The organism is Burkholderiales bacterium, from assembly GCA_015075645.1.
Taxonomy (GTDB): domain Bacteria; phylum Pseudomonadota; class Gammaproteobacteria; order Burkholderiales; family Casimicrobiaceae; genus VBCG01.
The window spans coordinates 333,177-356,302 of record JABTUF010000007.1 but is presented as its reverse complement, the minus strand read 5'-3'; the positions used below and the strand labels follow the sequence as shown (position 1 = coordinate 356,302).

Below are 23,126 nucleotides of genomic sequence, written 5' to 3'. Positions count from 1 at the left end.
CCGGACGCGGACCCACCATCCCCGCGCCGCGCCGACACGATGCCTAGCGCCTGGGTCAAGGAAGCCGTCCACCGCATCGAGCGCGACTTCCAGCGCTCGGCCGACACGCACCTGATCGCGATCGACCTGCCCGCGATGCCGGGGGTGCACCTCTACCTCAAGGACGAGTCGACGCACCCGACCGGAAGCCTCAAGCACCGGCTCGCGCGCTCGCTCTTCCTCTATGGCCTGTGCAACGGCTGGATCGGCGAAGGCTCGACCATCGTCGAGGCGTCGTCGGGCAGCACGGCCGTGTCCGAGGCCTATTTCGCCCGGATGCTGGGCCTGCCGTTCGTCGCGGTGATGCCGCGGGGCACCTCACCCGCCAAGATCGCGCTGATCGAGTACTACGGCGGGCGCTGCCACGCGGTCGACAGCGCCGGCGAGGTGTATTCGGAGGCCGAGCGCCTCGCGCGCGAGACCGGCGGCCACTACATGGACCAGTTCACCTACGCCGAGCGCGCGACCGACTGGCGCGGCAACAACAACATCGCCGAATCGATCTTCGAGCAGATGCGCGGCGAGCCGCACCCGCAGCCGCGCTGGGTGGTCGTGGGCGCGGGCACCGGCGGCACGTCGGCGACGATCGGCCGCTACATCCGCTACCACGGCTGCGCGACGGAGCTCTGTGTCGTCGATCCGGAGCGCTCGGTGTTCTACGACTACTTCCAGAGCCGGGATGCGTCGGTCACCGCCGAGGGCGGCTCCGACGTCGAAGGCATCGGCCGTCCGCGCGTCGAGCCGTCGTTCGAGCCGGGCGTCGTCGACCGCATGATCCGCGTCTCCAACGACGCGTCCTACGCCGCGATGCGCGTGGTCGAGCGCCTCGCCGGCCGCCGCTACGGCGGCTCGACCGGGACCAATTTCTGCGGCGCGCTCGAACTCGCCTGCGGCATGGTGGAGCGCGGTGAATCCGGTTCGATCGTCACGCTCGCCTGCGACGGCGGCGATCGCTACCTCGACACCTACTACAACGATGCGTGGCTCACCGCCAACGGCTACGACGTCGCGCCGCACGTGGCGCGGCTGGAGCGTGCGGTTGGGTCGGGCCGCTGGACCGCCTGAGCCTCGTTTCGTCAGGACCGCACGCGGCGGCAGCGGGAATCGCCCTGAGGGAAAGTCGCGCGCGCCCGGGAATCGGGCGGCGACGAGGGAAATGGTAGGCGCGATTGGACTCGAACCAACGACCCCCACCATGTCAAGGTGGTGCTCTAACCAGCTGAGCTACGCGCCTAATAGCCCTCCACTATATCAGATCGCCGGCACCGCCACCGCACCCGCCGCGCAGTAATTCTGTCTCCAGCGGTCGGACATGCCGAGAAACGGCATCGGCGCTTCATGCGCCGCCACCAGAAACTCCGCCGCTACTGTCACCTGTCAACTGACTCCTGACTCCTGAACCCGGCGCTTGACGCGCCGCCCCGGAAACTCCGCCGCCACTGACAACTGACAACTGACAACTGACAACTGCTCACGGCCACCTGCCCAGTCCAACCGCGAGCGCGCCGATGAGGACCGGCTGGTGGAGCATGTAGACGGCGAGGCTGTGGCGACCCAGCCACTGGATCGCGCGCGGTGCCTTCGCGAGCCCCGCGAGCGGCGCGAAGGAGCGCTTCGCGAGGATCGCCCCCAGCCACACGCCGACGAGCACGGCGCCGAGCCAGGGGAAGAGCGGCACGTAGTCCTCGGTCGGCGGTTTCACCGTCGTGAAGCCGATCCACGAGAGCGCGCGTGTGTCGAACGCCGGATGAGAGAACGCGAGTCCCGCGGCGATCGCGGCGATGCCGGATGCGAGCGCGAGCCGCGGTGCGCGCGTGAGCGGCCAGGCGAGCACCGAGGCGACGGCGATCGCGTGCAGGATGCCGAACGATATCCAGGTGCGCGGGAACGCGAGGGCGCTCGCCGCGCTGACCGTGGCGGCGCACGCCGCGATGAGCGCGATCCGGCGCCAGCGCTTCGCGCCCGAGGTGCCCTGCACGCGCGCGAGCGTGAGCGAGATGCCCGAGGTGACGAGGAACGCGGTCACGATGACGGCGCGGGCGACGAGCCAGAACCATTCGCGCTCGAAGTCGAAGCGCGCGATGCGGAACAGGGCGAGATCGAACGAGAAGTGGTAGCCGATCATCGCGACGATCGCGACGCCGCGCAGCGCGTCGAGCGAGGCGAAGCGCACAGGCGCGGCCGCCCGCGTGGCGCGCCGCGCGCGTCGGGTACTCACTACCGTCGCTCGGAGATCCAGCGCAGGCGGACCGCGCCGTGCCCGTCGACCGGGCCCAGTTGACCCAGGACGCGCGCGGTCGAATCGCCGGCGCCCCCGCGCGGCACGAGCGATGCGTCGAGCGTGATGCCGCCGGCGGAGAGCGTCATCGTGCCGTCGACCGCGACCTCACCCCCCTCGTTGCCGATCGTGCCGGCCAGCACGCCGTCGCGCGGCGTGAACGTGGCGCGCACGACTCCGAGCGCGACGCTCGTGCCGTCGGCGGCGCCGAGCCGTGCGCGTTCCCAGTGCGCCGCGACGGTGCCGCGACCCGCATTGCCTTCGATGTCGACGTCTCGGGCGTCGATGCGGATCGAACCCCCGAACGCGACGGGGGCCTCGCCGGCGAAGGCGCTCGACAGCGCGGAGGCGGGCAGGTCGACGACGAGTCCCCGTGCCGCGACTCCGGAGCGCGACAGCCGGAGCACACCTCGCGGCGTGTCCCGGCCCTGCTGCGGTTCGAGTTCCACCTCGACCTCGCCGCGCAGGAGCGGTGCCGCCCGCAGGTGCCATCCGACCGGCACCTTCCAGCGGCCGTCGGGACTCGCGAGGATGCCGCGCCCGTTCCACACGGTGCCCTCGGCATCCAGGATCCGCACCGATCCGCCGAGCGCGGCGGCGAGCCGGTGCACGAACCATGCGGCGGGCGCCTGCAGCGCGAGCACCGTCACCGCGACGACGAGCGCGAACAGCACGAGCGCGGAGAGTCGGCCCATCGGGGCGTCAGCGTGACAGCGTGAGTTCCGCGCGAACGCGGCCCGGCTCGACGCGCGCGGCGATCGTCGCGTCGACGACGTGGACGGCGGCCTCGCGCGCGAGCGCGTCGAGCAGGGCCACCAGCGTGTCGAAGCGCACCGACGGGAGCACGAGCGTCGCGCGGCCAGGAGTCGAGTCCAGCGTGGCGTCGGCGGGGGCGACGCCGGCGCGCGCGAGCGCCGCGCGAACCGTGCCGTCCAGCGGTTCGCGCGCCGGCGCTTCGCCTCGGGCGCCGCCCGTGAGCGCGGCGGCGCGTGCGTGCGCGAGCCGCGTTTCGGCGCGGATTGCCTCGCGCTCGGCGCGGGGAAGGTCGGCAACGACCGGCCGCCACAGCACCCCATGGGCGAGCGCGGCGCCGACGACGAGCACACCCAGGACGACGAAGCGCCGCTCTCGTGCTGCGAGCGAGTACCAGCGTTCCCGCAGCGCGCCGGTGGCCATCAGGAACCCATCGACAGGGCGAGGCGCACGCCGCCGCCGACCGGAGCGGCGACCGGTGCGAGTCCAGCGCCGGCGAGTTCACGGACGAGCGTGGAGACGCGGGAATCGTCGAGGCCCCCGAGTTCCGCGACGAGCCGCCCGTCGCCGTAGGTGAGCTTGCGCAGCGTGCCCGGCGGCAGCGCCGAGAGCGCGGGCGCGGCGCGGGCGAGGAGCGACAGGAAGTCGTCGTCCGCGATGCGGGCGGAGGCATGCAACACGGAGGCGGCACGCTTCGCCAGCGCCCGCTCCGCGGTCGCCGCGTCGGACACGCCATCGATCCACGCGTCGCGCGCGAGTTCGACGACCGCACGGTCGGCGCGCCAGGCGGCGTAGCGGTCGTGGAGCCAGCCGCCGAGGGTGGCCACGACGTGCAACGCCAGCGCGGCGGCGAGCAGCACGGCGGCGGGCACGAACGCCTTCGCGATCGAACCGGTCGTGGCCGACGTCGCGGCGAAGCCGTCGCGAAGGTCGGGCGCGTCGCGCCAGGCGCGGGCGGGCACGCGCTCCGGCGACCACGCCGTGCCGCGCACGAACGCAGCGCCGGTGGCCTGCGACCAGGCGTCCAACTGTGCGGGCGCGACGTCGGCGTCGACCACGATGCGCGGCGTCCCCGGTGCGGACTCCTGCCGTGCGCGGGCGAGCGCGATGCGCAGTTCGGCCGGCAGCGCGCCGTCGATGCCGGCGCTAGTCGCGAACGCACAACCGTCGGGCCGCTTGACGAACCCTCGTCCGGCGCCGTTCTCGCACCAATGCCATGCGCCGTCGGCCGGCGCGAGGTCGGGCTCGGCGACCGCGCGATCAATGGCCGGTCGCCGCTCGGCGAGCCATGAGATCGTCGCCCGGTCGACGACGCGGGCGATCGTTGCGCCGGCGGCGCCCGCGGGCGAGGAGAGATGCAGATGCGACGCCTCGACCGGAGCGGCGATCTGGTCGTCCAGCGCGAACGCCGCCGCTCCCGCGCGTCTCGTGTCGCTCATCGGCGGCAGCGCCAGGGCGACCCACCGCACGTCGGAAGCCGCGACCGCGACCTCGATGCGATCCGCGCGGGGCCAGTCGCCCGGCGGCGCGAGACCGCGGTCGAGCAGGCGACCGTCGTCGCTCGCTCGCCACCAGCGCGCGTCGGCCGCGGGATCGAACGGCGAGGGCAAAAGGACGCGCAGCGTGGTCATGGCGCGCAAGTGTAGATGAGGCGCGCGGCTCCGTCGCCTCGCGCGGCACGGCGGCGCGAGCGCGGGGCGCGGGCGAGGGGGTGGCCGATCGGCGGACGCGGCGTCATGCGGTCGACCGGTCAGTCGAGAACCTGCCATGCGACCCGCGGCATGGCGCGACCGTCGCGCACCACGAGCGCCCGGGCGAGCACCACCGCTTCGCCCTGTCGCGCGCGGACGGACACGAGGAAGTACCGGCTCGCGACACCGAGGCCGGTCGTGTCCGGCGCCGGAAACTCGCGCGCGACGCGCGCGCGGAAGTCGTCGACGGAAGCGAACGGCTTCGCCCGGCGCATCGCGACGACCGACGCGAGGGCTTCGGCGTCGAGCGCGGGCAGGATCGCGGCCAGCACGTCGGCGGGCGCGGTATTGACGTTGAGCGTCGACTCGGCGGGAAGCGCGACCACGGCTCCGGCCACGCGGGCGACGACCGCCGGCGTGAATCCGCGCACGGCCGCGAGTTCGTCGGCGCGCGCGAGCGGCGCATTGGCGGCGACGCCGTCGTCCCGTCCGTACGCGTCGTCCTCGGCGCCGTGCTCGCGCACCGTGCCGTCGGCGTCGATCCAGTCGGCGAGCGCATCGACGAGTCCCGGGTCGACGCCGCGGCGCGCGAAGAGGGCCGCGAGGCGTTCGCGGGCGCGTGCGGATGACGCGTCCTCGCCGGCGGCCGCGTTGAGGTTGAGGCGCGCTTGCGCGTCCTCGATCCGGCCTTCGACGCTGCCGCCTTCGACCGGCGTGGCCGGCAGCGGAATCGCCCAGGGCTCGTCCAGGTGGTCGATCGTGCCCTGCGCCGCGTCGTCGGCGAGCGCCTGCCGCGCCCACTGGACGCCGGCCGACGCGAGCGAGGCCGCGCGTGCGTGGTCGCGGCGTCCTTCGACGACGGCCTGCCAGCGCGAACCGTCGACGACGAGCGTCGTCGCGACGGCCGCGGCGATCGCCGCGACGAGCATCGCGACCACGAGCGCCGCGCCTCGCTGTCGGCCCGGCGTCATCGCAGCACCATCACGCGCTCGATGCGTCCGCCTTCGGCGAGCGTCAGCGTGATCGCGACGGCCGCGGGCAGTTCGTTTCGGCGCGGCGGCGACCAGCGGTCGGTCCACTCGCCGTCGTCGTCGGCGTAGCGCGCCTCGAAGCGCGAGATGCCGCCGACGAGCGCGTAGCGCGCGGGCCTGGCGCTCGCGGCACGGTCGAGGCGCGGCCAGTACGCGATCTCGACGGTGTCGCCGGCCAGGCGATAGGCGATCCTCGTGCCTTCCGCGCCCGGGTCGCTGCCCGCGCGCGTGAACGCGAACGTCGACTGCCCGTTCGCATCGACCGTGCCCTGCCACGCACTCTCGCGGCCGCCCGGCACGCGCACCGCGCGCGGCAGCGCGGCGGCCACGTCGCCCTCGATGCGGGCGAACAGCGCGTCGAGCGCCTGCCAGCGCTTCGCCTCGCCGGTGAGCCGCGCTTCGCCGTCGACGAGCGACGCGGTGGCGCGCCACGCGAAGGTCGCGAGCACTGCGAGCACCGCGAGCGCGACGAGGATCTCCACCAGCGTGAAGCCGCGCGCGCCTTGGCGTCGGTCGCGACGCGGGCTCACGGCGGCGGCGTGCCCGCGATGTAGCCGGTCAGGCGCGCGAGCACGTAGGCGGGCTCGTCGGACGCGGCGACCTCGATGTCGATGCGCCGGAAGGCCGGGTTCGGGGTGCCGCCCACCTTCTCGCGCCAGACGAACGCCTGGTTCGCCTGGACCGCCGCGCCGCTCCGCTCCCCGGTCGAGGGCAGCGCTTCGGCGAGGTGCGCCGCCGCCAACCGATTCTGCGCGACCCACATCGCGAGCGTGCGCGCCTTGAGCGTTCCGGCGCCGTCGGCCGATTGCGCGAGCGCGCGCATGCCGGCGGCGAGCGCGACCGCGACGACCGCGAGCGCGACGAGGATCTCCACCAGCGTGAAGCCGCGCGGCGTGCGGCGCGTCACTGCGCCTCCTTCGTCACGGCGACGCGGTTCAGCGGGTCGGTGTCGACGCGCACGCGCAGGTCTCCCGACGCGAACACGAAGCTCGACGGATCGTTTCGGCCGCTCGCGCGGAGCGGAACCGGCGCACCCGGCGCGATCGGCCGTCCCGCGACCGACGAGGCGACGATCGTCGTGCCCTCGGGAAGGTCGCGCGCGGCCAGGACGTCGTCGCCGGCGACCGGCAGCCACTCGCCCCGATCGTTGTCGCGGCGCCAGAAGCGCCACCCCTGCGGCGTGGTGCTGACGCCGAGGTCCTCGTGCCGCCACTGCGCGCGTTCGGCCGCGTACTCGATCGCGCCGGCGAAGCGATCGGCCTCGCGACGCAGCGACGCATCGTCGCCGGAGCGCCACGCGAGCCAGGCCGCGGACGACGCGATCGCGACGATCGCGAGCGCGATCAGGATTTCGACCAGCGTGAACCCGGCCCCCGGCCGGCGGGATCGTGCAAAGACGCCTGTGGTCAGTCGTCCCACGACCCGATGTCGGCGTCCGGCCCGGTGCCGCCCGGCTCGCCGTCGGCTCCGGTGCTGTAGACGTCGATCTCGCCCTTGAGGCCGGGATTGAGGTATCTGTACGCGCGGCCCCACGGGTCCTTCGGCAGCTTCTCGAGGTAGCCGCCGGGTTTCCAGTTGCCCGGCACCGGCGGTTGGTCGGGACGGGTCACGAGCGCGACGAGGCCCTGCTCGCCGGTCGGGTAGCGCGTGTTGTCGAGGCGGTAGAGCTTGAGCGCGCCGACGATCGCGGCGATGTCCGACTTCGCCGCGACGCGCCGCGCCTCTTCGGGACGGTCGAGCACCCGAGGCACGACGAGCGCCGCGAGCACGCCCAGGATCACGATCACGACCATGATCTCGATCAGCGTGAAGCCGCGGGCACGGCGTGCGGGGGAGTGCGGCATGCGCCGATTATAATCGCCGCACCCGCGCGCCCCGGTGCGCCGATCCCCGATGCCCGGCTTCTCCGTCCTGCGCTTCGTCGCGCGAACGCTCGTCTCGCTCGCGGTCGTCTTCGGCCTCGTGGCGGCGTTCCTGGTGTGGTGGGTCGGGCGAGCGCTGCCGTTGCCCGCCACGCCCTACACGCTCGAGGTGCGGCCGGGCGCGACGGTGGCCTCGATCGGGCGCAGGCTCGCCGACGACGGCGTGCTCGTGCACCCGGCGTTCCTCACGCTCCTCGCGCGCGCGAAGGGCGTCGACCGTTCGGTCAAGGCGGGGCAGTACGCGTTCGACGGGACGGTCGACCTCCACGCGCTGCTCGCGAAGCTGACGCAGGGCGACGTCACGCAGACGTCGATCACCTTCGTCGAGGGCTCGACCGCGCGAGACCTCCTGAAGCGCGTCGCGGCGGAGCCCTCGCTCGCGCACGCGCTCGCCGATCGCACGACCGACGAGATCGCGGCGACGCTCGGCATCGACGCGCCGTCGCTCGAAGGACAGTTCTTCCCGGACACCTATTTCTACGCCAGCGGCAGCGGAGACCGTGCGCTGCTCGCGCGCGCGCATGGTCAGTTGCGCGCGCGCCTCGAAGCCGCGTGGGCGCGGCGCCAGCCCGGACTGCCGCTCGCGTCACCCTACGAAGCCCTGATCCTCGCCTCGATCGTCGAGAAGGAGACCGGCCGGCCGGCCGACCGTCCGGCGATCGCCTCGGTCCTCGTCAATCGCCTGAAGCGCGGCATGCGCCTGCAGGCGGATCCGACCGTGATCTACGGCATGGGCGACGCGTTCGACGGCAACCTCCGGAAGCGCGACCTCGAGGCCGACACGCCGTGGAACACCTACACGCGCGACGGCCTGCCGCCGACGCCGATCGCGCTGCCGTCGCAGGCCTCGCTCGACGCGGTCGTCGATCCGCCCGCGACGCCCTACCTGTACTTCGTGGCGCGCGGCGACGGCAGCAGCGAATTCTCGGCGACGCTCGCGGAGCACAATCGCGCGGTGGCAAAATACCAGAAGCGATGAACCCTCTCCGAAGCGCGCCGCGCGCCCCGTCCGCCGCCGGGACGCGATCCCGCGGCCGTCCGACGATTCTCCATGCCGTCCGCGGGTGCGCCGGATGACGCACGCGGCGCGCGGCCGTTTCGTCACGCTCGAAGGCATCGACGGCGCCGGCAAGAGCACGCACGTCGACTTCCTCGCCGAGCGGATGCGCGCGCGCGGGCACGCGGTCGTCGCGACGCGCGAGCCGGGCGGCACGCCCGCGGGCGAGGCGCTGCGCGAACTCCTCCTGCACGAGCCGATGGACCACGACGCCGAGACGCTCCTCATGTTCGCCGCGCGCGCCGAGCACCTCCGCCGCGTGATCGGTCCCGCGCTCGCGCGCGGCGACTGGGTGCTGTGCGACCGTTTCACCGACGCGACCTGGGCCTACCAGGGCGGCGGCCATGGCGTCGACGGCGAGCGCATCGCCTGGCTCGAAGCGTGGGTGCATGGCGACTGCCGGCCGGACGTCACGATCCTGTTCGACGTGCCGAGCGCGGTGTCGCGCGAACGGCTCGAGCGCGCGCGCGCGCAGGGGCGCGACCTCGACAAGTTCGAGCGCGAGGGCGACGGCTTTCCCGAGCGGGTCCGCGCGACCTACCTCGCGCGCGCGCGGGCCGAACCGGCGCGCTTCCGCATCATCGACTCGACCCGGCCGCAGGAGGCGGTGCGCGCGGAACTCGCGCGCATCGTGCTGGCGCTGTGAGCGACGACGCGCCCGCCTCGTCGTCGCCGGAGCCCTGGCCCGCGCCGCTCCCGTGGCAGCGCGACTGGCTGGTCGAGCGTTTGCGCGCGCGCGATCGGATGCACCACGCGCATCTCGTCACCGGGCCCGCGGGCCTCGGCAAGAAGACGCTCGCGCTGCACCTCGCGCAGGCGCTCTTGTGCGAGTCGCCGCGCGCCGAGGGTCTCGCCTGCGGAACCTGCGCCGGATGCGGCTACGTGTCGGCGCGCACGCACCCTGACCTCCGCGTGCTCGACCTGTGGGACTACGACGAGAAGGGCGAGACCTGGGAACCGGTCGCCGAAATCGTCGTCGACCGCGTGCGCGCGGTGATCGACATGACGCAGACGAGCGCGCACCGCGCCGGGCGCCGCGTCGCGGTCGTCGCGCCCGCGGAACGCATGACCGCCGAGGCCTCCAACGCGCTCTTGAAGACGCTGGAGGAGCCGCCGGCCGGCGCGCTGCTCGTGCTCACGTCGGACCAGCCCGGCCGGCTGCTGCCGACGGTCGCGAGCCGCTGCCTGCGCGTCGCGGCGCCGCGGCCGTCGGTCGAGGATTCGGCGGCCTGGCTCGCGGAACGAGGGGTCGTCGGCGCCGAAGCGCTGCTCGCCGAGGCGGGCGGCGCGCCGCTCGCGGCGCTGGCGCTCGCGGAGTCCGGCAGTCGGGACGAACGCGACGCCTGGTACGACGCGCTCTCCGAACCGCGCCGCCTTGCGCCGATCGCGCTCGGCGCACGGATCGACGCGGGCGGCAAGGACGAGCGCAAAGCGCGGCTCGCAGCGGCGCTGGATGCGATCGTCGCCTGGACCGCGGACCTCGCGCGCGTGGCGGCGGGCGGGGCGCCATTGCGCCTGCCCGGGCGGGCTGGCGCGCTCGCCTCGCTCGCGCCGCGGGTGGCGAGGATCGACCTTTGCCGCTATCATCGCGCGGTCCTGACGGAGCGCGCCCGGATCGCCCATCCGCTGCAGCCGCGGCTCGTCGCCGAAGCGCTCGTCTCCGACTACCGAACGCTCTTCGCCTGACCATGGCCGATCCCAAGCATGCCGCCGCACAGGCGGGCGCCGCGCGCCCCGGCGTGCTGTCGCTCAACATCCGCGAGAAGGCGGCGCTCTACGCCGCCTACATGCCGTTCCTCAAGGGGGGCGGCATCTTCATTCCCACCTCCCGTTCCTATGCGCTCGGCGAGGAAGTGTTCATGCTTCTGTCGCTGATGGACGATCCCAACCGCATCGCGGTGCAGGGCAAGGTCGTGTGGATCACGCCGGAGGGGGTGCAGGGCAGCCGGACCCAGGGCATCGGCGTCCAGTTCACGCTCGACGAGACCGGCGCCGCCGCCCGCGCCGCGATCGAGAAGATCCTGGGCGAGACCCTCGCGTCCTCGCGACCGACCCATACGTTGTAGTTGTCAGTTGTCAGTTGACAGTTGACAGTTGTCAGCAACTGCGCACCGTGCCTGCGTGCCGCGCATCCGCGCCGAACCACTGACAACTGACAACTGTCAACTGACAACTGCCGTGTTCGTCGATTCGCACTGCCACCTCGACTTTCCCGAACTCGCGGGCGACCTGCCCGCGAAGCTTCGGGCCATGCGCGAAGCGCGGGTGACGCATGCGCTGTGCATCTCGGTCGACCTGCCCGACTGGCCGCGGGTGCATGCGCTCGCCGCGGAGCATGCGAACCTGTACGCGACCGTCGGCACGCATCCCGACTATCCGGACACGGTCGAGCCCGACGTGGCGACGCTCGTCGAACGGGCGTCGCGCGCGAAGGTCGTCGCGATCGGCGAGACGGGACTCGACTATTACCGGCTCAGCGGGAATCTCGAGTGGCAGCGTTCGCGCTTCCGCACCCACATCCGCGCGGCGCGCGAGTCAGGCAAGCCGCTGGTGATCCACACGCGGAGCGCCGCGGACGACACGCTCGCGATCATGCGCGAGGAGCGCGCGCACGAGGTCGGCGGCGTCATGCACTGCTTCACCGAGTCGTGGGAGGTGGCCTCCGCCGCGCTCGATCTCGGATTCCACATTTCGTTCTCGGGCATCGTGTCGTTCCGGAACGCGCGCGACCTCCACGAGGTCGCGAAACGCGTGCCGCTGGAACGGATGCTGGTCGAGACCGACAGTCCCTACCTCGCGCCGGTGCCTCATCGGGGCAGGACGAACGAGCCCGCGTGGGTGGTGCACGTCGCCGAGGCGATCGCGCGACTGCGCGAGGCCGACGTGGCCGCGATCGCGAACGCGACCTCCGCCAATTTCTTCCGACTGTTCAGGATCGACCCCCATGTCCTTTGACCTACGACGCATCTCCGCCGTCCTGCCTGCCGTGCTGGCGCTCATGCTCGCGTTCGCGCCTCCGGCGTCGGCCCAGCAACTCCTCGAGGACCTCTCCATCGCCGCGGCGAACGACCGTGGCGACCAGGTGAAGGCGATCCTCGCGCGCGGCGTCGATCCGAACAGCGTCGACGCGAACGGCGACCCGGTGATCGTCGCGGCCGCGCGTGCGGGCAGCGCTTCGGTGGTCGAGGTGCTGCTCGCGGCGAAGGCCGACGTCGACAAGCGCAACCGCTATGGCGACACCGCGCTCATGCTCGCGGTGCTGAACGGCCATGCCGGCATCGCCAAGGCGCTGCGCCAGAAGGGCGCCGAGGTGAACATGAGGGGCTGGACGCCGCTCATCTACGCGGCGACCGGCGGCCACGACGACCTCGTCCGCTGGCTGCTGGGCGAAGGCGCCGACATCAACGCCGCGGCGCCGAACGGCACGACCGCGCTGATGATGGCGGTGCGCGAGAACCGCTACTCGACCGCTCTGCTCCTGATCTCGCGCGGCGCCGACGTCAACCGCCGCAACGAGAACGGCGCCTCGGCGCTCGACTGGGCGAAGCGCGGCAACGACGAGCAGCTGGTCGAGCGGCTGAAACGCGCGGGCGCGCGCGACTAGCGTTCGAGCGCCGCGGCAGGCGCGGCGACGGGCACCCCCGCCGCAGCCTCCGGAATGAGGCCCGGCAGGACGCCGATCAGCCGGCGGGCGCCGTTGAAATGCCGGCGCCAGTAGCGGTTGTCGAGTTCGGAGATCTGGACTTCGCTGCCGCGCGACGGCGCATGGATGAACCGGTCGTCGCCGAGGTAGATGCCGACGTGCGAGAACGCGAACCGGCGGGTGTCGAAGAACACGAGGTCGCCCACCTGCAGGTCGTCGCGCATGACCGGCGCGCCCACCTTCGCGAGTTCGCGCGACGTGCGCGGCAGCGTGACGCCGGTGACCTGCCCGAACACGTAGCGCACGAGCCCGCTGCAGTCGAGGCCGCGCTCGGGCGATTCCCCACCGTAGCGGTAGCGGACGCCGAGGAGTCCCAACGCGTAGATCGCGAGGTCCTGGGTGCCGCGCCAGACGGTTTCCACCGGAGAGAGCGCGGGTGCGGCCCCGTCCGCGGTCGCGACGTCGGCGCGCACGGGCGCGGCCGTGAGCACGGCGGCGAGGGCGAGGACGGGCAGGGCGGAGATGCGGGCCATCGGGCCGCGCATTGTGGCCGAAGTCGGCTGGCCGCGCCAGCCGTGGCGGTCAGGAACGGTTGCCAACGAGCCGACGCGGGCGCGCGGGCGCAAGCGGGCGGTCCCTCGCGCGGGAGCGCCTCAGGGCCTTCGGATCGGCGACGAGCGGGCGGGTGACCTCGACCCGATCGCCATCGCGGAGCGGCGTGTCTGACCGCGCGGCCTGGCCGAAGATCGCATAGCCGGCGATCTTCGCGTCGACGCCGGCGCGGACGAGCGCGTCGCTCGCGGCGATCGCGTCGGCCACCGTGGCGCCCGCGGGCAGCGTCACGTCGACGACTTCCTGCGCCGCCGCGGACGCCCAGGCCACCGCGATCCGGATCGACGTCATCGCTCGCCGTACGCCTCGCCCGCGCGACGCACGAAGGCCTCGACGAAGGTCGAGGCGATGTGGTCGAAGACCGGACCGACCGCGCGTTCGAGGAGGCCGCTCGCGAACTCGTAGGCGAGTTCGAGTTCGACCTTGGACGCCGCCTCCGCCAACGCACGAAAGCGCCACTCGCCGTGCAGGTGCCGGAACGGCCCGTCGACGAGCGTCACCACGATCGACGCGCCGCTGCTGTTGACGTTCGACGTCGTGAAGTGCGCCCGGATGCCGTGGTAGTCGATGTCGAGGCGCGCCCGCTTCGCGCCGTCCGCCTGCGCCGTCACCTGGGCGCCCGCGCACCACGGCAGGAACTCGGGATAGCGCTCGATGTGGTCGACCAGCGCGTACATCTCCTGCGCCGAGTAGGGGACGAGCACCGAGTGGCAGATGCGTTTCATCGGAAGGCGGGCGTTACAATCCGGCCATGAGCATCGTCGAGAACCGGAAGGCGTTCCACGACTATTTTATCGAGGAACGCGTCGAGGCCGGGCTCGCGCTCGAAGGCTGGGAGGTGAAGGCCATCCGGGCCGGCCGCGCGAACCTGAAGGAGGCCTACGTCGTCGTCAAGGACGGCGCGGTGTCGCTCGTCGGTGCGCACATCTCGCCGCTCGCCCAGGCGTCGACGCACGTGCACGCGGATCCGACCCGCACGCGGCGGCTCCTGATGCGCCGCGACGAGATCAACCGGTTCATCGGCCGCGTCGAGCGCGCCGGCTACACGCTCGTCCCGATCGACCTGCACTACAAGCGCGGGATGATCAAGCTCGAGGTCGGCCTCGCGAAGGGCAAGAAACAGCACGACAAGCGCGACTCGATCCGCGAACGCGAATGGGGCCGCGAACAGCAGCGGTTGCTGCGGGAGCGGACGCGGACCGGGCGCACCGGTTGACGCGGCCGCCGGAATCGACCGCCCCCGCCGCAGGAGAGCACGTGAGCGACGGCCCGCTGCCCGGAGACCACCCGTTCGTGCGCGACCTCGCGGTCGGTGCGGCGAACCACGTCGCGCTCACGCCGGTGTGCTTCCTCGAACGCGCGGCCGAGGTGTGGGCCGACCGGGTCGCCGTCCGGCACGGGAGGCTCGCATTTACCTACCGCGAGTTCGGCGAGCGCGCGCGAAGGCTCGCGAGCGCGCTCGCGCGGCGCGGCATCCGTCGCGGCGACGCCGTGGCGGTGATGGCGCCCAACATTCCCGCGCTGCTCGAACTGCACTACGCGGTCCCCGCGCTGGGCGCGGTCCTGAACGCGCTCAACGTGCGGCTCGACGCGGCCACGCTCGCGTTCTGCCTCGACCACGGCGAGGCGAAGGCGCTCGTGACCGATCCGGAGTTCGCGCCGGTCATGCGCGAGGCGCTCTCGCGGCTCGGCCGCGACATCTTCGTCGTCGACATCGACGATCCGGAGGGTCCGGGCGGAGAGCGCCTGGGCGACGTGGCCTACGAGTCGCTGCTGCGGGAGGGCGATCCGCGGTTCGAATGGCCCGGCCCGATCGACGAGTGGGATTCGCTCGCGCTGCTCTACACGTCGGGCACCACCGGCGACCCGAAGGGGGTCGTCTATCACCACCGCGGCGCGTACCTGAACGCGCTCGGCAATGCGCTCGCGATGCGGCTTTCCGCGGACAGCGTCTACCTGTGGACGCTGCCGATGTTCCACTGCAACGGCTGGACCTTCACCTGGGCGGTCACCGCGGCGGGCGGCACGCACGTGTGCCTCCGGCGGGTCGAGCCGGCGGCGGTGTTCCGCGCGATCCGCGACCACCGCGTCACGCACCTGTGCGGCGCGCCGGTCGTGCTGTCGATGCTGATCCACGCGCCGGCGGAGGCGAAACTCGCCTTCGACCAGCGCGTGGAGGTCGCCACCGGCGGCGCGGCGCCGCCCTCCGCGGTGATCGAGGCGATGGAGGCGATGGGCTTCCGCGTGACCCATCTGTACGGCCTCACGGAAACCTACGGCCCTGCGATGCTGTGCGTGCCGCAGGGCGACTGGGAGGGTTTGCCGCTCGCCGAACGCGCGCGCAGGATGGCGCGGCAGGGCGTCGCCATGCCCACGCTCGCCTCGGTCAGGGTCGCCGATCCCGCGACCGGCGCGAGCGTGCCGCGCGACGGCGCGACGATGGGCGAGGTGATGCTCCGCGGCAACACGATCATGAAGGGCTACCTCAAGAATCCGAAAGCGACGGCGAAGGCGTTCGAGCACGGGTGGCTCTCCACCGGGGATCTCGCGGTCTGGCATCCGGACGGTTACGCCGAGGTTCGCGACCGCAGCAAGGACATCATCATCACCGGAGGCGAGAACGTGAGTTCGCTCGAGGTCGAGGAGTGTCTCTACCGCCATCCGAAGGTGATGGAAGCCGCGGTCGTGGCGCGGCCGGACGAACGCTGGGGCGAATCGCCCTGCGCGTTCGTGACGCTGAAGCCGGACGCCGGCGAGGCGAGCGCCGGGGAGATCATCGCGTGGTGCCGTGAGCGCCTCGCCGCCTTCAAGACGCCGAAGACCGTCGTGTTCGGCCCGCTGCCGAAGACCTCGACCGGCAAGATCCAGAAATTCCAGCTTCGCGAGCGCGCCCGGAAGCTCTGATCCGCCGCATCGCCGTCACGTCATGCCGGCAGGTCGAGCACGCGACCGCAACCGCGGTCATCCGTGGCGCAGCGCGCGCGCCACGGCATGCCCTGCGGCCTCGCCGCTCGCGACCGCGGCTTCCAGTGTCGCGGGGAGCGCAGGATCGAGGTAGTCGCCGGCGAGGTGGAGGCGCGGCCCGAGCACCGGCGAAGCGGGCCGGCGCAGTCCGGGCACGCAGGCGAACGTCGACCGCCGCTCGACGATGACCTGCGACCACACCGGTACCGGGAACGACGCTCGCAGGCGTTTCAACTGCATGTGCACGCGTCCCGCGAGCGCCTTGGCGTCGAGATCGTCGTGCGCGCCTCCTGCGGAGATCACGACCGCGACCAGACCGCGCAGTACGCGCGCCGCGGCCGCTTCCGGTGCGCGTTCGAGGACGTCGCGGCGATCGAAGAGCCATTGGCCCGGCGCGTCGTCGAGGCGGTGGATGCGGGAGCGCAGGCGAAGCCGCTCGCGGAACCCCAGGTAGATCGTGGCCGTCGGCTCGTAGCGCATCGCGCCGACCGCCGCGAGCGCATCGACGGCGGCGGGCAGCTCGGCCAATCCGGGAGCGAGCGCGTGGCCGAGCTGGTGCGGGCCCACGGCGACGATCGCCGCCGCGGCGCGCCAGGTGGCTCCTCCCGAGCGGATGTCCACGCCGTCGTCCGACGCCGCGACGACGATGGCGCCCGAACGCAGCCGCACCTCGCCGCCGCGGGCCTCGATGCGCCGCGCGGTGGGTTCCGGCAGGAGTTCGGACAGATCGAGGATCGGCAGCAGGAAGTCCGATCCGCCCGGCGCGCGCGATATGCGATCGAGCAGATGCGCATAGACGCGCGCGGACGCCCGGGAGGTCGGCGTGTTGAGCGCCGCGAGCGCGAGCGGAGCGAACAGGCCGCGGGCGATACGCGGCGGGAGCGACGAGAGCATGGCGTCGACGGTCTCGCCGCCGTCGCGTTCGAAGCCCGAGAGGTGGAGGGTGCGAAGCCACCTCAGCGCGTCGACGCGTTCGGAAAGCCGCGGTCCCCGGGCGAGCGCGAGGGCCGTCGCGAGGTTCCACGGCGGCGCGAGGCGGGGTGCCCGCAGCGCGAGCGAACCCGAGTCCGGCGCGAACGGCACGATCGCGAGCCGTTGGCGCAGCAATCCGGGATCGACGCGTCCGCCGTGCACCCTCCGCAGGAGCGTGCGCGTGGATTCGTAGGCGCCGACGATCAGGTGCTGCCCGTTGTCGATCGGAATGCCGGCGCGCTCCACGCGCCGTGCGCGGCCTCCCAGCACCGGCGCGGCTTCGTGCAGCACCACCGGGATGCCGCGGCTCGCGAGCGTCCACGCGGCGGCGCAGCCCGCCCATCCGCCGCCGATCACGGCGACCGGCGCGGACACGCGCGGGCGCATCGAGGCGGCGGCTCCCACGATCAGCCCGTCCGCGCGACCCGCCACGCGATCCACAGCTTGCGCAGCGGCGTGAGCGCGATGCGCCGATCGAGCACGCGGCAGCCGTCGCGCTCGATCTCGTCCAGAAGCGTCCGGTAGATCGCCGCCATCGCGAGGCTCGGGCGCTGCGACTTCCGATCGCGCGCGGCGAGCTGTCCCATCGCGCGGTCGTACCAGCTTCGCGCGCGTGCGATCTGGAAACGCATGAGTTCGACGAACCCGGGCTCCATCCTCGCGGCCTGGATCGCCGACGCGCTCACGCCGAAGCGCGCGAGTTCGTCCGTGGGAAGGTAGATGCGGCCGCGCCTCGCGTCCTCGCCGACGTCGCGAACGATGTTGGTGAGCTGGAACGCGATGCCCAGGTCGCGCGCGAAGCCGCGCGTCGCCGCATCCTCGTAGCCGAAGATCTCGGCCGACATCAGCCCGACGACGCCGGCGACACGATGGCAGTAACGCTCGAGGTCGGCGAAGTCGGCGTAGCGGACCTGGTCGAGATCCATCGTCATGCCGTCGATCACCGCCTCGAGCTGGTCGCGCACGAGGCCGTGCTTTCGCACGACCGGCACGAGCGCCTGCGCCACCGGATGCGCCGGGGTTCCTCCGAAGATCGACGCGACCTCGAGCCGCCACCACGCGAGCTTCGCGCGCGCCACGACGGGATCGTGGACTTCGTCGACGACGTCGTCGACCTCGCGGCAGTACGCGTAGAGCGCGGTGATCGCGCGCCGCCGATCCTCCGGCAGCAGGCGGAAGCTGTAGTAGAACGACGAGCCGCTCCGCGCGGCCTTCGAGGCGCAGTATTCGTCGGGCGTCATGTGCGCTTCCCCGGCACTCTTCGCATCGCCCCGATCAGCCCGGGGCGAGCGACGAGCGGAGCGCCCGCCACCCGACCCGCGCCCAGTCCGCGCCGGAGAGCGTCGGGCGGAAACGGAACACGTCGCCGCCCGTCGCGTCGATGCGTTCGAGGATCGCGAGCCCGCCGGCGACCACCGCGCGAAGCTCGAGCCCGATCCTCCACGGCAGGCGCGCGGCGAGCGGGCGGCCGCGCACGAGGAGTTCGCGCGCGCGCGCGCATTCGAACCGCATCAGCTCCCGCCAGCGATCGTCGCAACGTCCTTCGGCGATCTGCGATTCGGCGACGCCGTGGCGCGCGAGGTCGTCCTGCGGCAGGTAGACGCGGCCCTTGGTCCAGTCGATCGCGACGTCCTGCCAGAAGTTCGCGAGCTGCAGGCCGGTGCAGATCGCGTCGGAGAGCGCGAGATTGCCGTCGGTCGCGCGGCGGTAGAGCGCGAGGAGCAGGCGGCCCACCGGATCGGCCGAACGCCGCGTGTAGTCGCGGAGCGCGGCGAAATCCGGGTAGCGATGCACCGTGACGTCCTGGGCGAACGCGGAGAGGAGGTCGGCGAGCGGCGCGGTGGGGAGCGCGTGCTCGCGCACCGCGCGGCCGAGTTCGGCGAACGGCGCCTCCTCGAGGATCGGGTCGCGGACGCCTCCCGCGATCGCGTCGATCGCGCGCCGGTAGCGCGAAAGGGCCGCGAGCCGCACAGCCGGCGGGTCGTCGCCCTCGTCGGCGAGGTCGTCCGCGCCTCGCGCGAACCGATAGAGGGCGACGACCGCGCGACGCTCGCGCGGAGGCACGAGGCGGGAGGCGACCGGGAAATTCTCGTAGTGGCCGACGGACAAGGGTCAGATCCCCCACGCCAGCCGACGACCGGCAGGATGCGTCACGGCCGCGGCGCGCACCCGCGTGAACGGACCAGGGGGGCGACCCCGCGACATCGCGAAGCGCGGGCAACGGGGGTCGGGCGAGTCCAAGGGCGCGATCGGCGAGGGTGCGGGCGCGACGAGCGCATCGCCCGTCGGTCGGCATTCCGCTATAATTGACCGTTTGGCAGCCGGGGTGGTGTTCCGGGATTCGGCGGGACGAGCAGTCGAGGCGGGGCCCGTGCGCCGCGAAAGTGGCGGAATCGGCAGACGCACCGGATTTAGGTTCCGGCGGGGCAACCCATGGGGGTTCGAGTCCCCCCTTTCGCACCAGCCACCGCCCGCCGACGTTCGACGCGACGTGACGCGTCCGGTACGACTGTAGCACGCACGCCGTGGACGCCCCGTCCGCGCGAGCCTCTCGATTCGCAGACGCCTTCGGAAGACGAACCCGACATGACCGAGACTCCCGCCCCATCCGGCCTCGAGCGACGCATCGAGGTCGCCGTGCCCATCGCCGACATCGAAGGCGAGATCCAGAAACGCCTGGGGAACCTCGCCCGCACCGCGAAGGTGCCGGGCTTCCGCCCGGGCCACGTGCCCGTCAAGATGGTGGCGCAGCAGTACGGGCCGCAGGTGCGCACCGACGTGATCACCGAAGCGGTCAACACGCGTTTCAACGACGCCGTTCGCGCGCAGAACCTCCGGATCGCCGGGATGCCGCGCATCGAGCCCGCCCCGAATCCGGCCCGGCCCGACGAACTCGCCTTCGCCGCGACCTTCGAGGTCTATCCGGAGATCACGCTCGCGGATCTCTCGGCCGTCACGGTCGAGCGGCCGCAGGTCGACGTGACCGAAGCCGACGTCGACCGCACGATCGAGGTGCTGCGCCGTCAGAACGCGACCTGGCACGACGTCGACCGGGGCGCGGCCGACGGCGATCGCGTGCTCGTCGACTTCACCGGCACGATCGACGGCGTCGAGTTTCCCGGCGGACAGGCGCGCGACTTCACCATCACGCTCGGCGAAGGCCGGATGCTGCCCGAGTTCGAGGCGGCGCTCTCGGGCGTGCGCGCCGGGCAGACGATCGAGTTTCCGCTCGTCTTTCCCGACGACTACCACGGCAAGGAAGTCGCGGGAAAGCGCGCCAGCTTCGCGTTGACCGCGAAGCGCGTCTCGGCGCCGACGCTCCCGGCACTCGACGATGCCTTCGCGAAGGGCTTCGGCGTCGCATCGGGTTCGCTCGACGACCTGCGCAAGGAGATCTCGCAGAATCTCGAACTCGAACTCGCGCGCAAGGTCGAGACGGTGATCCGCGACCAGGCGCTGGTCGCGCTGCGCTCGAAGGCCACGTTCACGCCGCCGCGATCGCTGGTGGAGCAGGAGATGCAGGCGATGGCCGACGCGGCCGCCGAGAACCTGCGCCGCCAGGGCATGAAGCCCGAGGACGCGAAACTGTCGCCGGACATGTTCCGCCAGCAGGCGGAGGATCGCGTGGTCATCGGCCTCGTGCTGGGCGACCTCGTGCGCAACCACGGACTCGCCGCGACGCGCGAGCAGGTGCGAAGCCGCGTCGAAGCCGCGGCCCAGACCTACGAGCAGCCCGACGCCGTCGTGCGCTGGCACTACGAGAAGCCCGAGCGCCTGACCGAGTTCGAGACCGCCGCAGTCGAGAAGAACGTCGTGGATTGGGTATTGACGCGCACCCGCGTTGTCGACCGACCGACGACCTTCGAGGCGCTGATGGAGCCCGCGCGGGCCTGACTGCCGGGCGCTCCCGCTTGACGTCGGGGCCCGCGCGTCCCATCTTGTGCGGGAGGGAGGCGCGCCGCGCCCGGAGGCGGGCGCCTTGTCAACTACAACGCGGGAAATAGCAACGATGAGCATGCACGAACCGCAGGGCCTCGGGCTGATCCCGATGGTCATCGAGCAGAGTGGACGCGGCGAGCGCGCGTACGACATCTATTCGCGGCTCTTGAAGGAACGCATCGTCTTCCTGGTCGGCCCGGTGAACGACGCGACCGCCAACCTGATCGTCGCACAGATGCTGTTCCTGGAGTCCGAGAATCCCGACAAGGACATCCATTTCTACATCAACTCGCCGGGCGGTTCGGTCTCCGCGGGCATGGCGATCTTCGACACGATGCAGTTCATCAAGCCGGACGTCTCGACGATGTGCGTGGGCATGGCGGCGTCGATGGGCGCCTTCCTGCTCGCCGCCGGCGCGAAGGGCAAGCGCTTCGCGCTGCCCAACTCGACGGTGATGATCCACCAGCCTTCGGGCGGCTTCCAGGGCCAGGTGTCGGACATCGAGCGCCACGCGCAGTACGTGATCGACCTCAAGAAGCGCTTCATCACGCAGATGGCCGCCTTCACCGGGCGTCCGGCGGAACAGGTCGAGCGCGACCACGACCGCGACAACTTCCTGTGGGCCGACGCCGCCCGCGACTACGGCATCGTCGACCAGGTCTTGCACAAGCGGGTCGCCGGGGCGTAAAGTCCGTTCTCGGGTACCCATCGCAGGTCATTGAATGGCCGACAAAAATTCCGGCGACAAGCTGTTGTACTGCTCCTTCTGCGGCAAGAGCCAGCACGAGGTGCGGAAGCTCATCGCCGGTCCGTCGGTGTTCATCTGCGACGAGTGCATCGAGCTCTGCAACGACATCATCCGCGAGGAGGGCTCGTCCGCCGGCGAGGCGCAGGGCGAGCGCAACAAGCTCCCGACGCCGCACGAGATCCGCTCGATCCTCGACCAGTACGTGATCGGGCAGGAGCCGGCGAAGAAGATCCTGTCGGTCGCGGTCTACAACCACTACAAGCGGCTCGAATCCGGCGCGAAGGAAGACGACGTCGAGCTCGCGAAGTCGAACATCCTCCTGATCGGCCCGACCGGGTCGGGCAAGACGCTGCTCGCCCAGACGCTCGCGCGGCTCCTCGACGTTCCCTTCGTCATCGCGGACGCGACCACCCTCACCGAGGCCGGCTACGTCGGCGAGGACGTCGAGAACATCATCCAGAAGCTCCTGCAGAAGTGCGACTACGACATCGACAAGGCGCAGCGCGGCATCGTGTACATCGACGAGATCGACAAGATCTCGCGCAAGAGCGACAACCCGTCGATCACCCGTGACGTGTCGGGCGAAGGGGTGCAGCAGGCGCTGCTGAAGCTGATCGAGGGCACGATCGCGAGCGTGCCGCCGCAGGGCGGGCGCAAGCATCCGAACCAGGAGTTCGTCCAGGTCGACACGACGAACATCCTGTTCGTCTGCGGCGGCGCGTTCGACGGACTCGAGAAGATCGTCCGTCAGCGCAGCGCCAAGACCGGCATCGGCTTCGGCGCGGAGGTCGCCTCGCCCGACGACCGCAAGAACATCACGACGCTCCTGCGCCAGGCGGAGCCCGAGGACCTGATCAAGTTCGGCCTGATCCCGGAGTTCGTCGGCCGCCTGCCGGTGGTGGCGACGCTCGACGAGCTGGACGAAGGCGCGCTGATCGAGATCCTGGTCGAGCCGAAGAACGCGCTGATCAAGCAGTACCAGAAGATGTTCCGGATGGAGGGCGTCGAGCTCGAGATCCGCGAAGGCGCGCTGCGCGCCATCGCGCGCAAGGCGCTCGCCCGCAAGACGGGCGCGCGCGGACTGCGCTCGATCATCGAGCAGACGCTGCTCGACGTGATGTACGACCTGCCGTCGCTCGCCAACCTCGCGCGCGTGATCGTCGACGAATCGACGATCACGCACGACGGCAAGCCGCTTCTGATGTTCGCCGAGACCGCGAAGGTCGCGGCCGGCAAGGCCTAGAAGACCCTCCCGACCCTGCGGCGCCGCCGGAACCGGCAGCGGGACTGCCGGCGCGCCGGCGCCGCGTCCGCTGCGGGCGTGGTCGGCGGCCTGTGGTACCGTGGGGACATGGTTCACGGGTTCCGGCCGGGAGGCGTCCTCGGTTCGGCGCGCCGTGCATGGCCTCAAGCCATTGAATTTGCAGCATACTCGCGCTCGCCTTGCCCGGCGGTGCTCCCGCCCCCATGTTCCGGG

The 23,126-nt window shown here is 72.0% G+C and carries 27 protein-coding genes and 2 tRNA genes; 13 read left to right on the top strand and 16 right to left on the bottom strand.

Annotation, left to right across the window (positions count from 1 at the left end):
- Positions 1-39 precede the first annotated feature (39 nt).
- The gene (locus tag HS109_19595) at positions 40-1,104 is read left to right on the top strand and encodes a PLP-dependent cysteine synthase family protein (protein ID MBE7524552.1); all 1,065 of its coding nucleotides are present in this window, start codon (positions 40-42) and stop codon (positions 1,102-1,104) included.
- A gap of 92 nt (positions 1,105-1,196) precedes the next feature.
- Here HS109_19595 and HS109_19590 read toward each other — a convergent pair.
- The 10 genes from HS109_19590 to gspG all read right to left on the bottom strand — a co-directional run bounded on the left by HS109_19590 (position 1,197) and on the right by gspG (position 7,636).
- Positions 1,197-1,273: transfer RNA gene (locus HS109_19590), tRNA-Val, on the bottom strand.
- A gap of 237 nt (positions 1,274-1,510) precedes the next feature.
- Complete coding sequence (locus HS109_19585) at positions 1,511-2,257, bottom strand: DUF1624 domain-containing protein (protein MBE7524551.1); 747 nt, start codon at positions 2,255-2,257, stop codon at positions 1,511-1,513.
- Positions 2,257-3,012, bottom strand: coding sequence for a type II secretion system protein N (gene gspN / locus HS109_19580; GenBank protein ID MBE7524550.1), 756 nt, complete (start codon positions 3,010-3,012; stop codon positions 2,257-2,259). The genes HS109_19585 and gspN overlap by 1 nt, the downstream gene beginning before the upstream one ends.
- Positions 3,013-3,019: 7 nt before the next feature.
- Positions 3,020-3,493 (bottom strand): type II secretion system protein M, encoded by a 474-nt coding sequence (locus HS109_19575; protein MBE7524549.1) that lies wholly within the window; start codon positions 3,491-3,493, stop codon positions 3,020-3,022.
- Positions 3,493-4,701, bottom strand: a complete 1,209-nt coding sequence (locus HS109_19570; GenBank protein ID MBE7524548.1) for a hypothetical protein — start codon at positions 4,699-4,701, stop codon at positions 3,493-3,495. Before HS109_19570 ends, HS109_19575 begins: the two co-directional genes overlap by 1 nt.
- Before the next feature lie 119 nt (positions 4,702-4,820).
- Complete coding sequence (gene gspK, locus HS109_19565; protein MBE7524547.1) at positions 4,821-5,732, bottom strand: type II secretion system minor pseudopilin GspK; 912 nt, start codon at positions 5,730-5,732, stop codon at positions 4,821-4,823.
- Positions 5,729-6,322: a type II secretion system minor pseudopilin GspJ gene (gene gspJ, locus HS109_19560; protein ID MBE7524546.1), complete on the bottom strand. Its 594-nt coding sequence runs from the start codon at positions 6,320-6,322 to the stop codon at positions 5,729-5,731. The genes gspK and gspJ overlap by 4 nt, the downstream gene beginning before the upstream one ends.
- Positions 6,319-6,699, bottom strand: coding sequence for a type II secretion system minor pseudopilin GspI (gspI, locus tag HS109_19555; protein MBE7524545.1), 381 nt, complete (start codon positions 6,697-6,699; stop codon positions 6,319-6,321). Before gspI ends, gspJ begins: the two co-directional genes overlap by 4 nt.
- A complete protein-coding gene (locus HS109_19550; GenBank protein ID MBE7524544.1) occupies positions 6,696-7,211 on the bottom strand; it encodes a prepilin-type N-terminal cleavage/methylation domain-containing protein in 516 nt (171 codons plus the stop codon). The genes gspI and HS109_19550 overlap by 4 nt, the downstream gene beginning before the upstream one ends.
- Positions 7,199-7,636 carry a type II secretion system major pseudopilin GspG gene (gspG, locus tag HS109_19545; protein MBE7524543.1) on the bottom strand — a complete coding sequence of 146 codons (438 nt, stop codon included), beginning with the start codon at positions 7,634-7,636 and terminating at the stop codon, positions 7,199-7,201. The genes HS109_19550 and gspG overlap by 13 nt, the downstream gene beginning before the upstream one ends.
- Positions 7,637-7,685: 49 nt before the next feature.
- Here gspG and mltG point away from each other — a divergent pair, with 49 nt between their 5' ends.
- The 6 genes from mltG to HS109_19515 all read left to right on the top strand — a co-directional run bounded on the left by mltG (position 7,686) and on the right by HS109_19515 (position 12,375).
- A complete protein-coding gene (gene mltG, locus HS109_19540; protein ID MBE7524542.1) occupies positions 7,686-8,693 on the top strand; it encodes an endolytic transglycosylase MltG in 1,008 nt (335 codons plus the stop codon).
- 94 nt (positions 8,694-8,787) lie between these two features.
- On the top strand, positions 8,788-9,417 hold the full coding sequence (locus tag HS109_19535) for a dTMP kinase (GenBank protein MBE7524541.1): 630 nt from the start codon (positions 8,788-8,790) through the stop codon (positions 9,415-9,417).
- A complete protein-coding gene (holB, locus tag HS109_19530) occupies positions 9,414-10,457 on the top strand; it encodes a DNA polymerase III subunit delta' (GenBank protein MBE7524540.1) in 1,044 nt (347 codons plus the stop codon). The genes HS109_19535 and holB overlap by 4 nt, the downstream gene beginning before the upstream one ends.
- A 2-nt stretch (positions 10,458-10,459) precedes the next feature.
- Positions 10,460-10,837, top strand: coding sequence for a PilZ domain-containing protein (locus tag HS109_19525; GenBank protein MBE7524539.1), 378 nt, complete (start codon positions 10,460-10,462; stop codon positions 10,835-10,837).
- Between the two features lie 112 nt (positions 10,838-10,949).
- A complete protein-coding gene (locus HS109_19520; GenBank protein ID MBE7524538.1) occupies positions 10,950-11,726 on the top strand; it encodes a TatD family hydrolase in 777 nt (258 codons plus the stop codon).
- Positions 11,716-12,375 carry an ankyrin repeat domain-containing protein gene (locus HS109_19515; protein MBE7524537.1) on the top strand — a complete coding sequence of 220 codons (660 nt, stop codon included), beginning with the start codon at positions 11,716-11,718 and terminating at the stop codon, positions 12,373-12,375. The genes HS109_19520 and HS109_19515 overlap by 11 nt, the downstream gene beginning before the upstream one ends.
- Here HS109_19515 and HS109_19510 read toward each other — a convergent pair.
- The 3 genes from HS109_19510 to HS109_19500 are packed head-to-tail and all read right to left on the bottom strand — an operon-like array spanning position 12,372 to position 13,751.
- On the bottom strand, positions 12,372-12,959 hold the full coding sequence (locus HS109_19510) for a C40 family peptidase (GenBank protein ID MBE7524536.1): 588 nt from the start codon (positions 12,957-12,959) through the stop codon (positions 12,372-12,374). The two genes, HS109_19515 and HS109_19510, sit on opposite strands and share 4 nt — an antisense overlap.
- 37 nt (positions 12,960-12,996) lie before the next feature.
- The gene (locus HS109_19505) at positions 12,997-13,317 is read right to left on the bottom strand and encodes an RnfH family protein (GenBank protein ID MBE7524535.1); all 321 of its coding nucleotides are present in this window, start codon (positions 13,315-13,317) and stop codon (positions 12,997-12,999) included.
- A complete protein-coding gene (locus tag HS109_19500; GenBank protein ID MBE7524534.1) occupies positions 13,314-13,751 on the bottom strand; it encodes a type II toxin-antitoxin system RatA family toxin in 438 nt (145 codons plus the stop codon). Before HS109_19500 ends, HS109_19505 begins: the two co-directional genes overlap by 4 nt.
- 26 nt (positions 13,752-13,777) lie before the next feature.
- Here HS109_19500 and smpB point away from each other — a divergent pair, with 26 nt between their 5' ends.
- Both smpB and HS109_19490 read left to right on the top strand, forming a co-directional pair.
- A complete protein-coding gene (gene smpB, locus HS109_19495; GenBank protein MBE7524533.1) occupies positions 13,778-14,242 on the top strand; it encodes an SsrA-binding protein SmpB in 465 nt (154 codons plus the stop codon).
- Complete coding sequence (locus HS109_19490) at positions 14,182-15,930, top strand: acyl-CoA synthetase (protein ID MBE7524532.1); 1,749 nt, start codon at positions 14,182-14,184, stop codon at positions 15,928-15,930. Before smpB ends, HS109_19490 begins: the two co-directional genes overlap by 61 nt.
- A 57-nt stretch (positions 15,931-15,987) precedes the next feature.
- On the opposite strand, the gene HS109_19485 is transcribed toward HS109_19490, so the two are convergent.
- Genes HS109_19485 through hpnC form a run of 3 tightly spaced genes read right to left on the bottom strand, consistent with a single transcriptional unit; the run spans position 15,988 to position 19,071 of the window.
- A complete protein-coding gene (locus HS109_19485) occupies positions 15,988-17,367 on the bottom strand; it encodes an FAD-dependent oxidoreductase (protein MBE7524531.1) in 1,380 nt (459 codons plus the stop codon).
- Between the two features lie 2 nt (positions 17,368-17,369).
- The gene (gene hpnD, locus HS109_19480; GenBank protein ID MBE7524530.1) at positions 17,370-18,203 is read right to left on the bottom strand and encodes a presqualene diphosphate synthase HpnD; all 834 of its coding nucleotides are present in this window, start codon (positions 18,201-18,203) and stop codon (positions 17,370-17,372) included.
- A 34-nt stretch (positions 18,204-18,237) separates the two neighbouring features.
- Positions 18,238-19,071, bottom strand: coding sequence for a squalene synthase HpnC (hpnC, locus tag HS109_19475; GenBank protein MBE7524529.1), 834 nt, complete (start codon positions 19,069-19,071; stop codon positions 18,238-18,240).
- A gap of 269 nt (positions 19,072-19,340) precedes the next feature.
- Here hpnC and HS109_19470 point away from each other — a divergent pair.
- From HS109_19470 to clpX, 4 genes are all read left to right on the top strand, one after another.
- Positions 19,341-19,425: transfer RNA gene (locus HS109_19470), tRNA-Leu, on the top strand.
- A 123-nt stretch (positions 19,426-19,548) separates the two neighbouring features.
- Positions 19,549-20,856 (top strand): trigger factor, encoded by a 1,308-nt coding sequence (locus tag HS109_19465; protein MBE7524528.1) that lies wholly within the window; start codon positions 19,549-19,551, stop codon positions 20,854-20,856.
- Between the two features lie 115 nt (positions 20,857-20,971).
- Positions 20,972-21,589: an ATP-dependent Clp endopeptidase proteolytic subunit ClpP gene (gene clpP, locus HS109_19460; GenBank protein MBE7524527.1), complete on the top strand. Its 618-nt coding sequence runs from the start codon at positions 20,972-20,974 to the stop codon at positions 21,587-21,589.
- A gap of 34 nt (positions 21,590-21,623) precedes the next feature.
- Complete coding sequence (gene clpX, locus HS109_19455) at positions 21,624-22,892, top strand: ATP-dependent Clp protease ATP-binding subunit ClpX (protein MBE7524526.1); 1,269 nt, start codon at positions 21,624-21,626, stop codon at positions 22,890-22,892.
- The last annotated feature ends 234 nt before the right edge of the window (positions 22,893-23,126 follow it).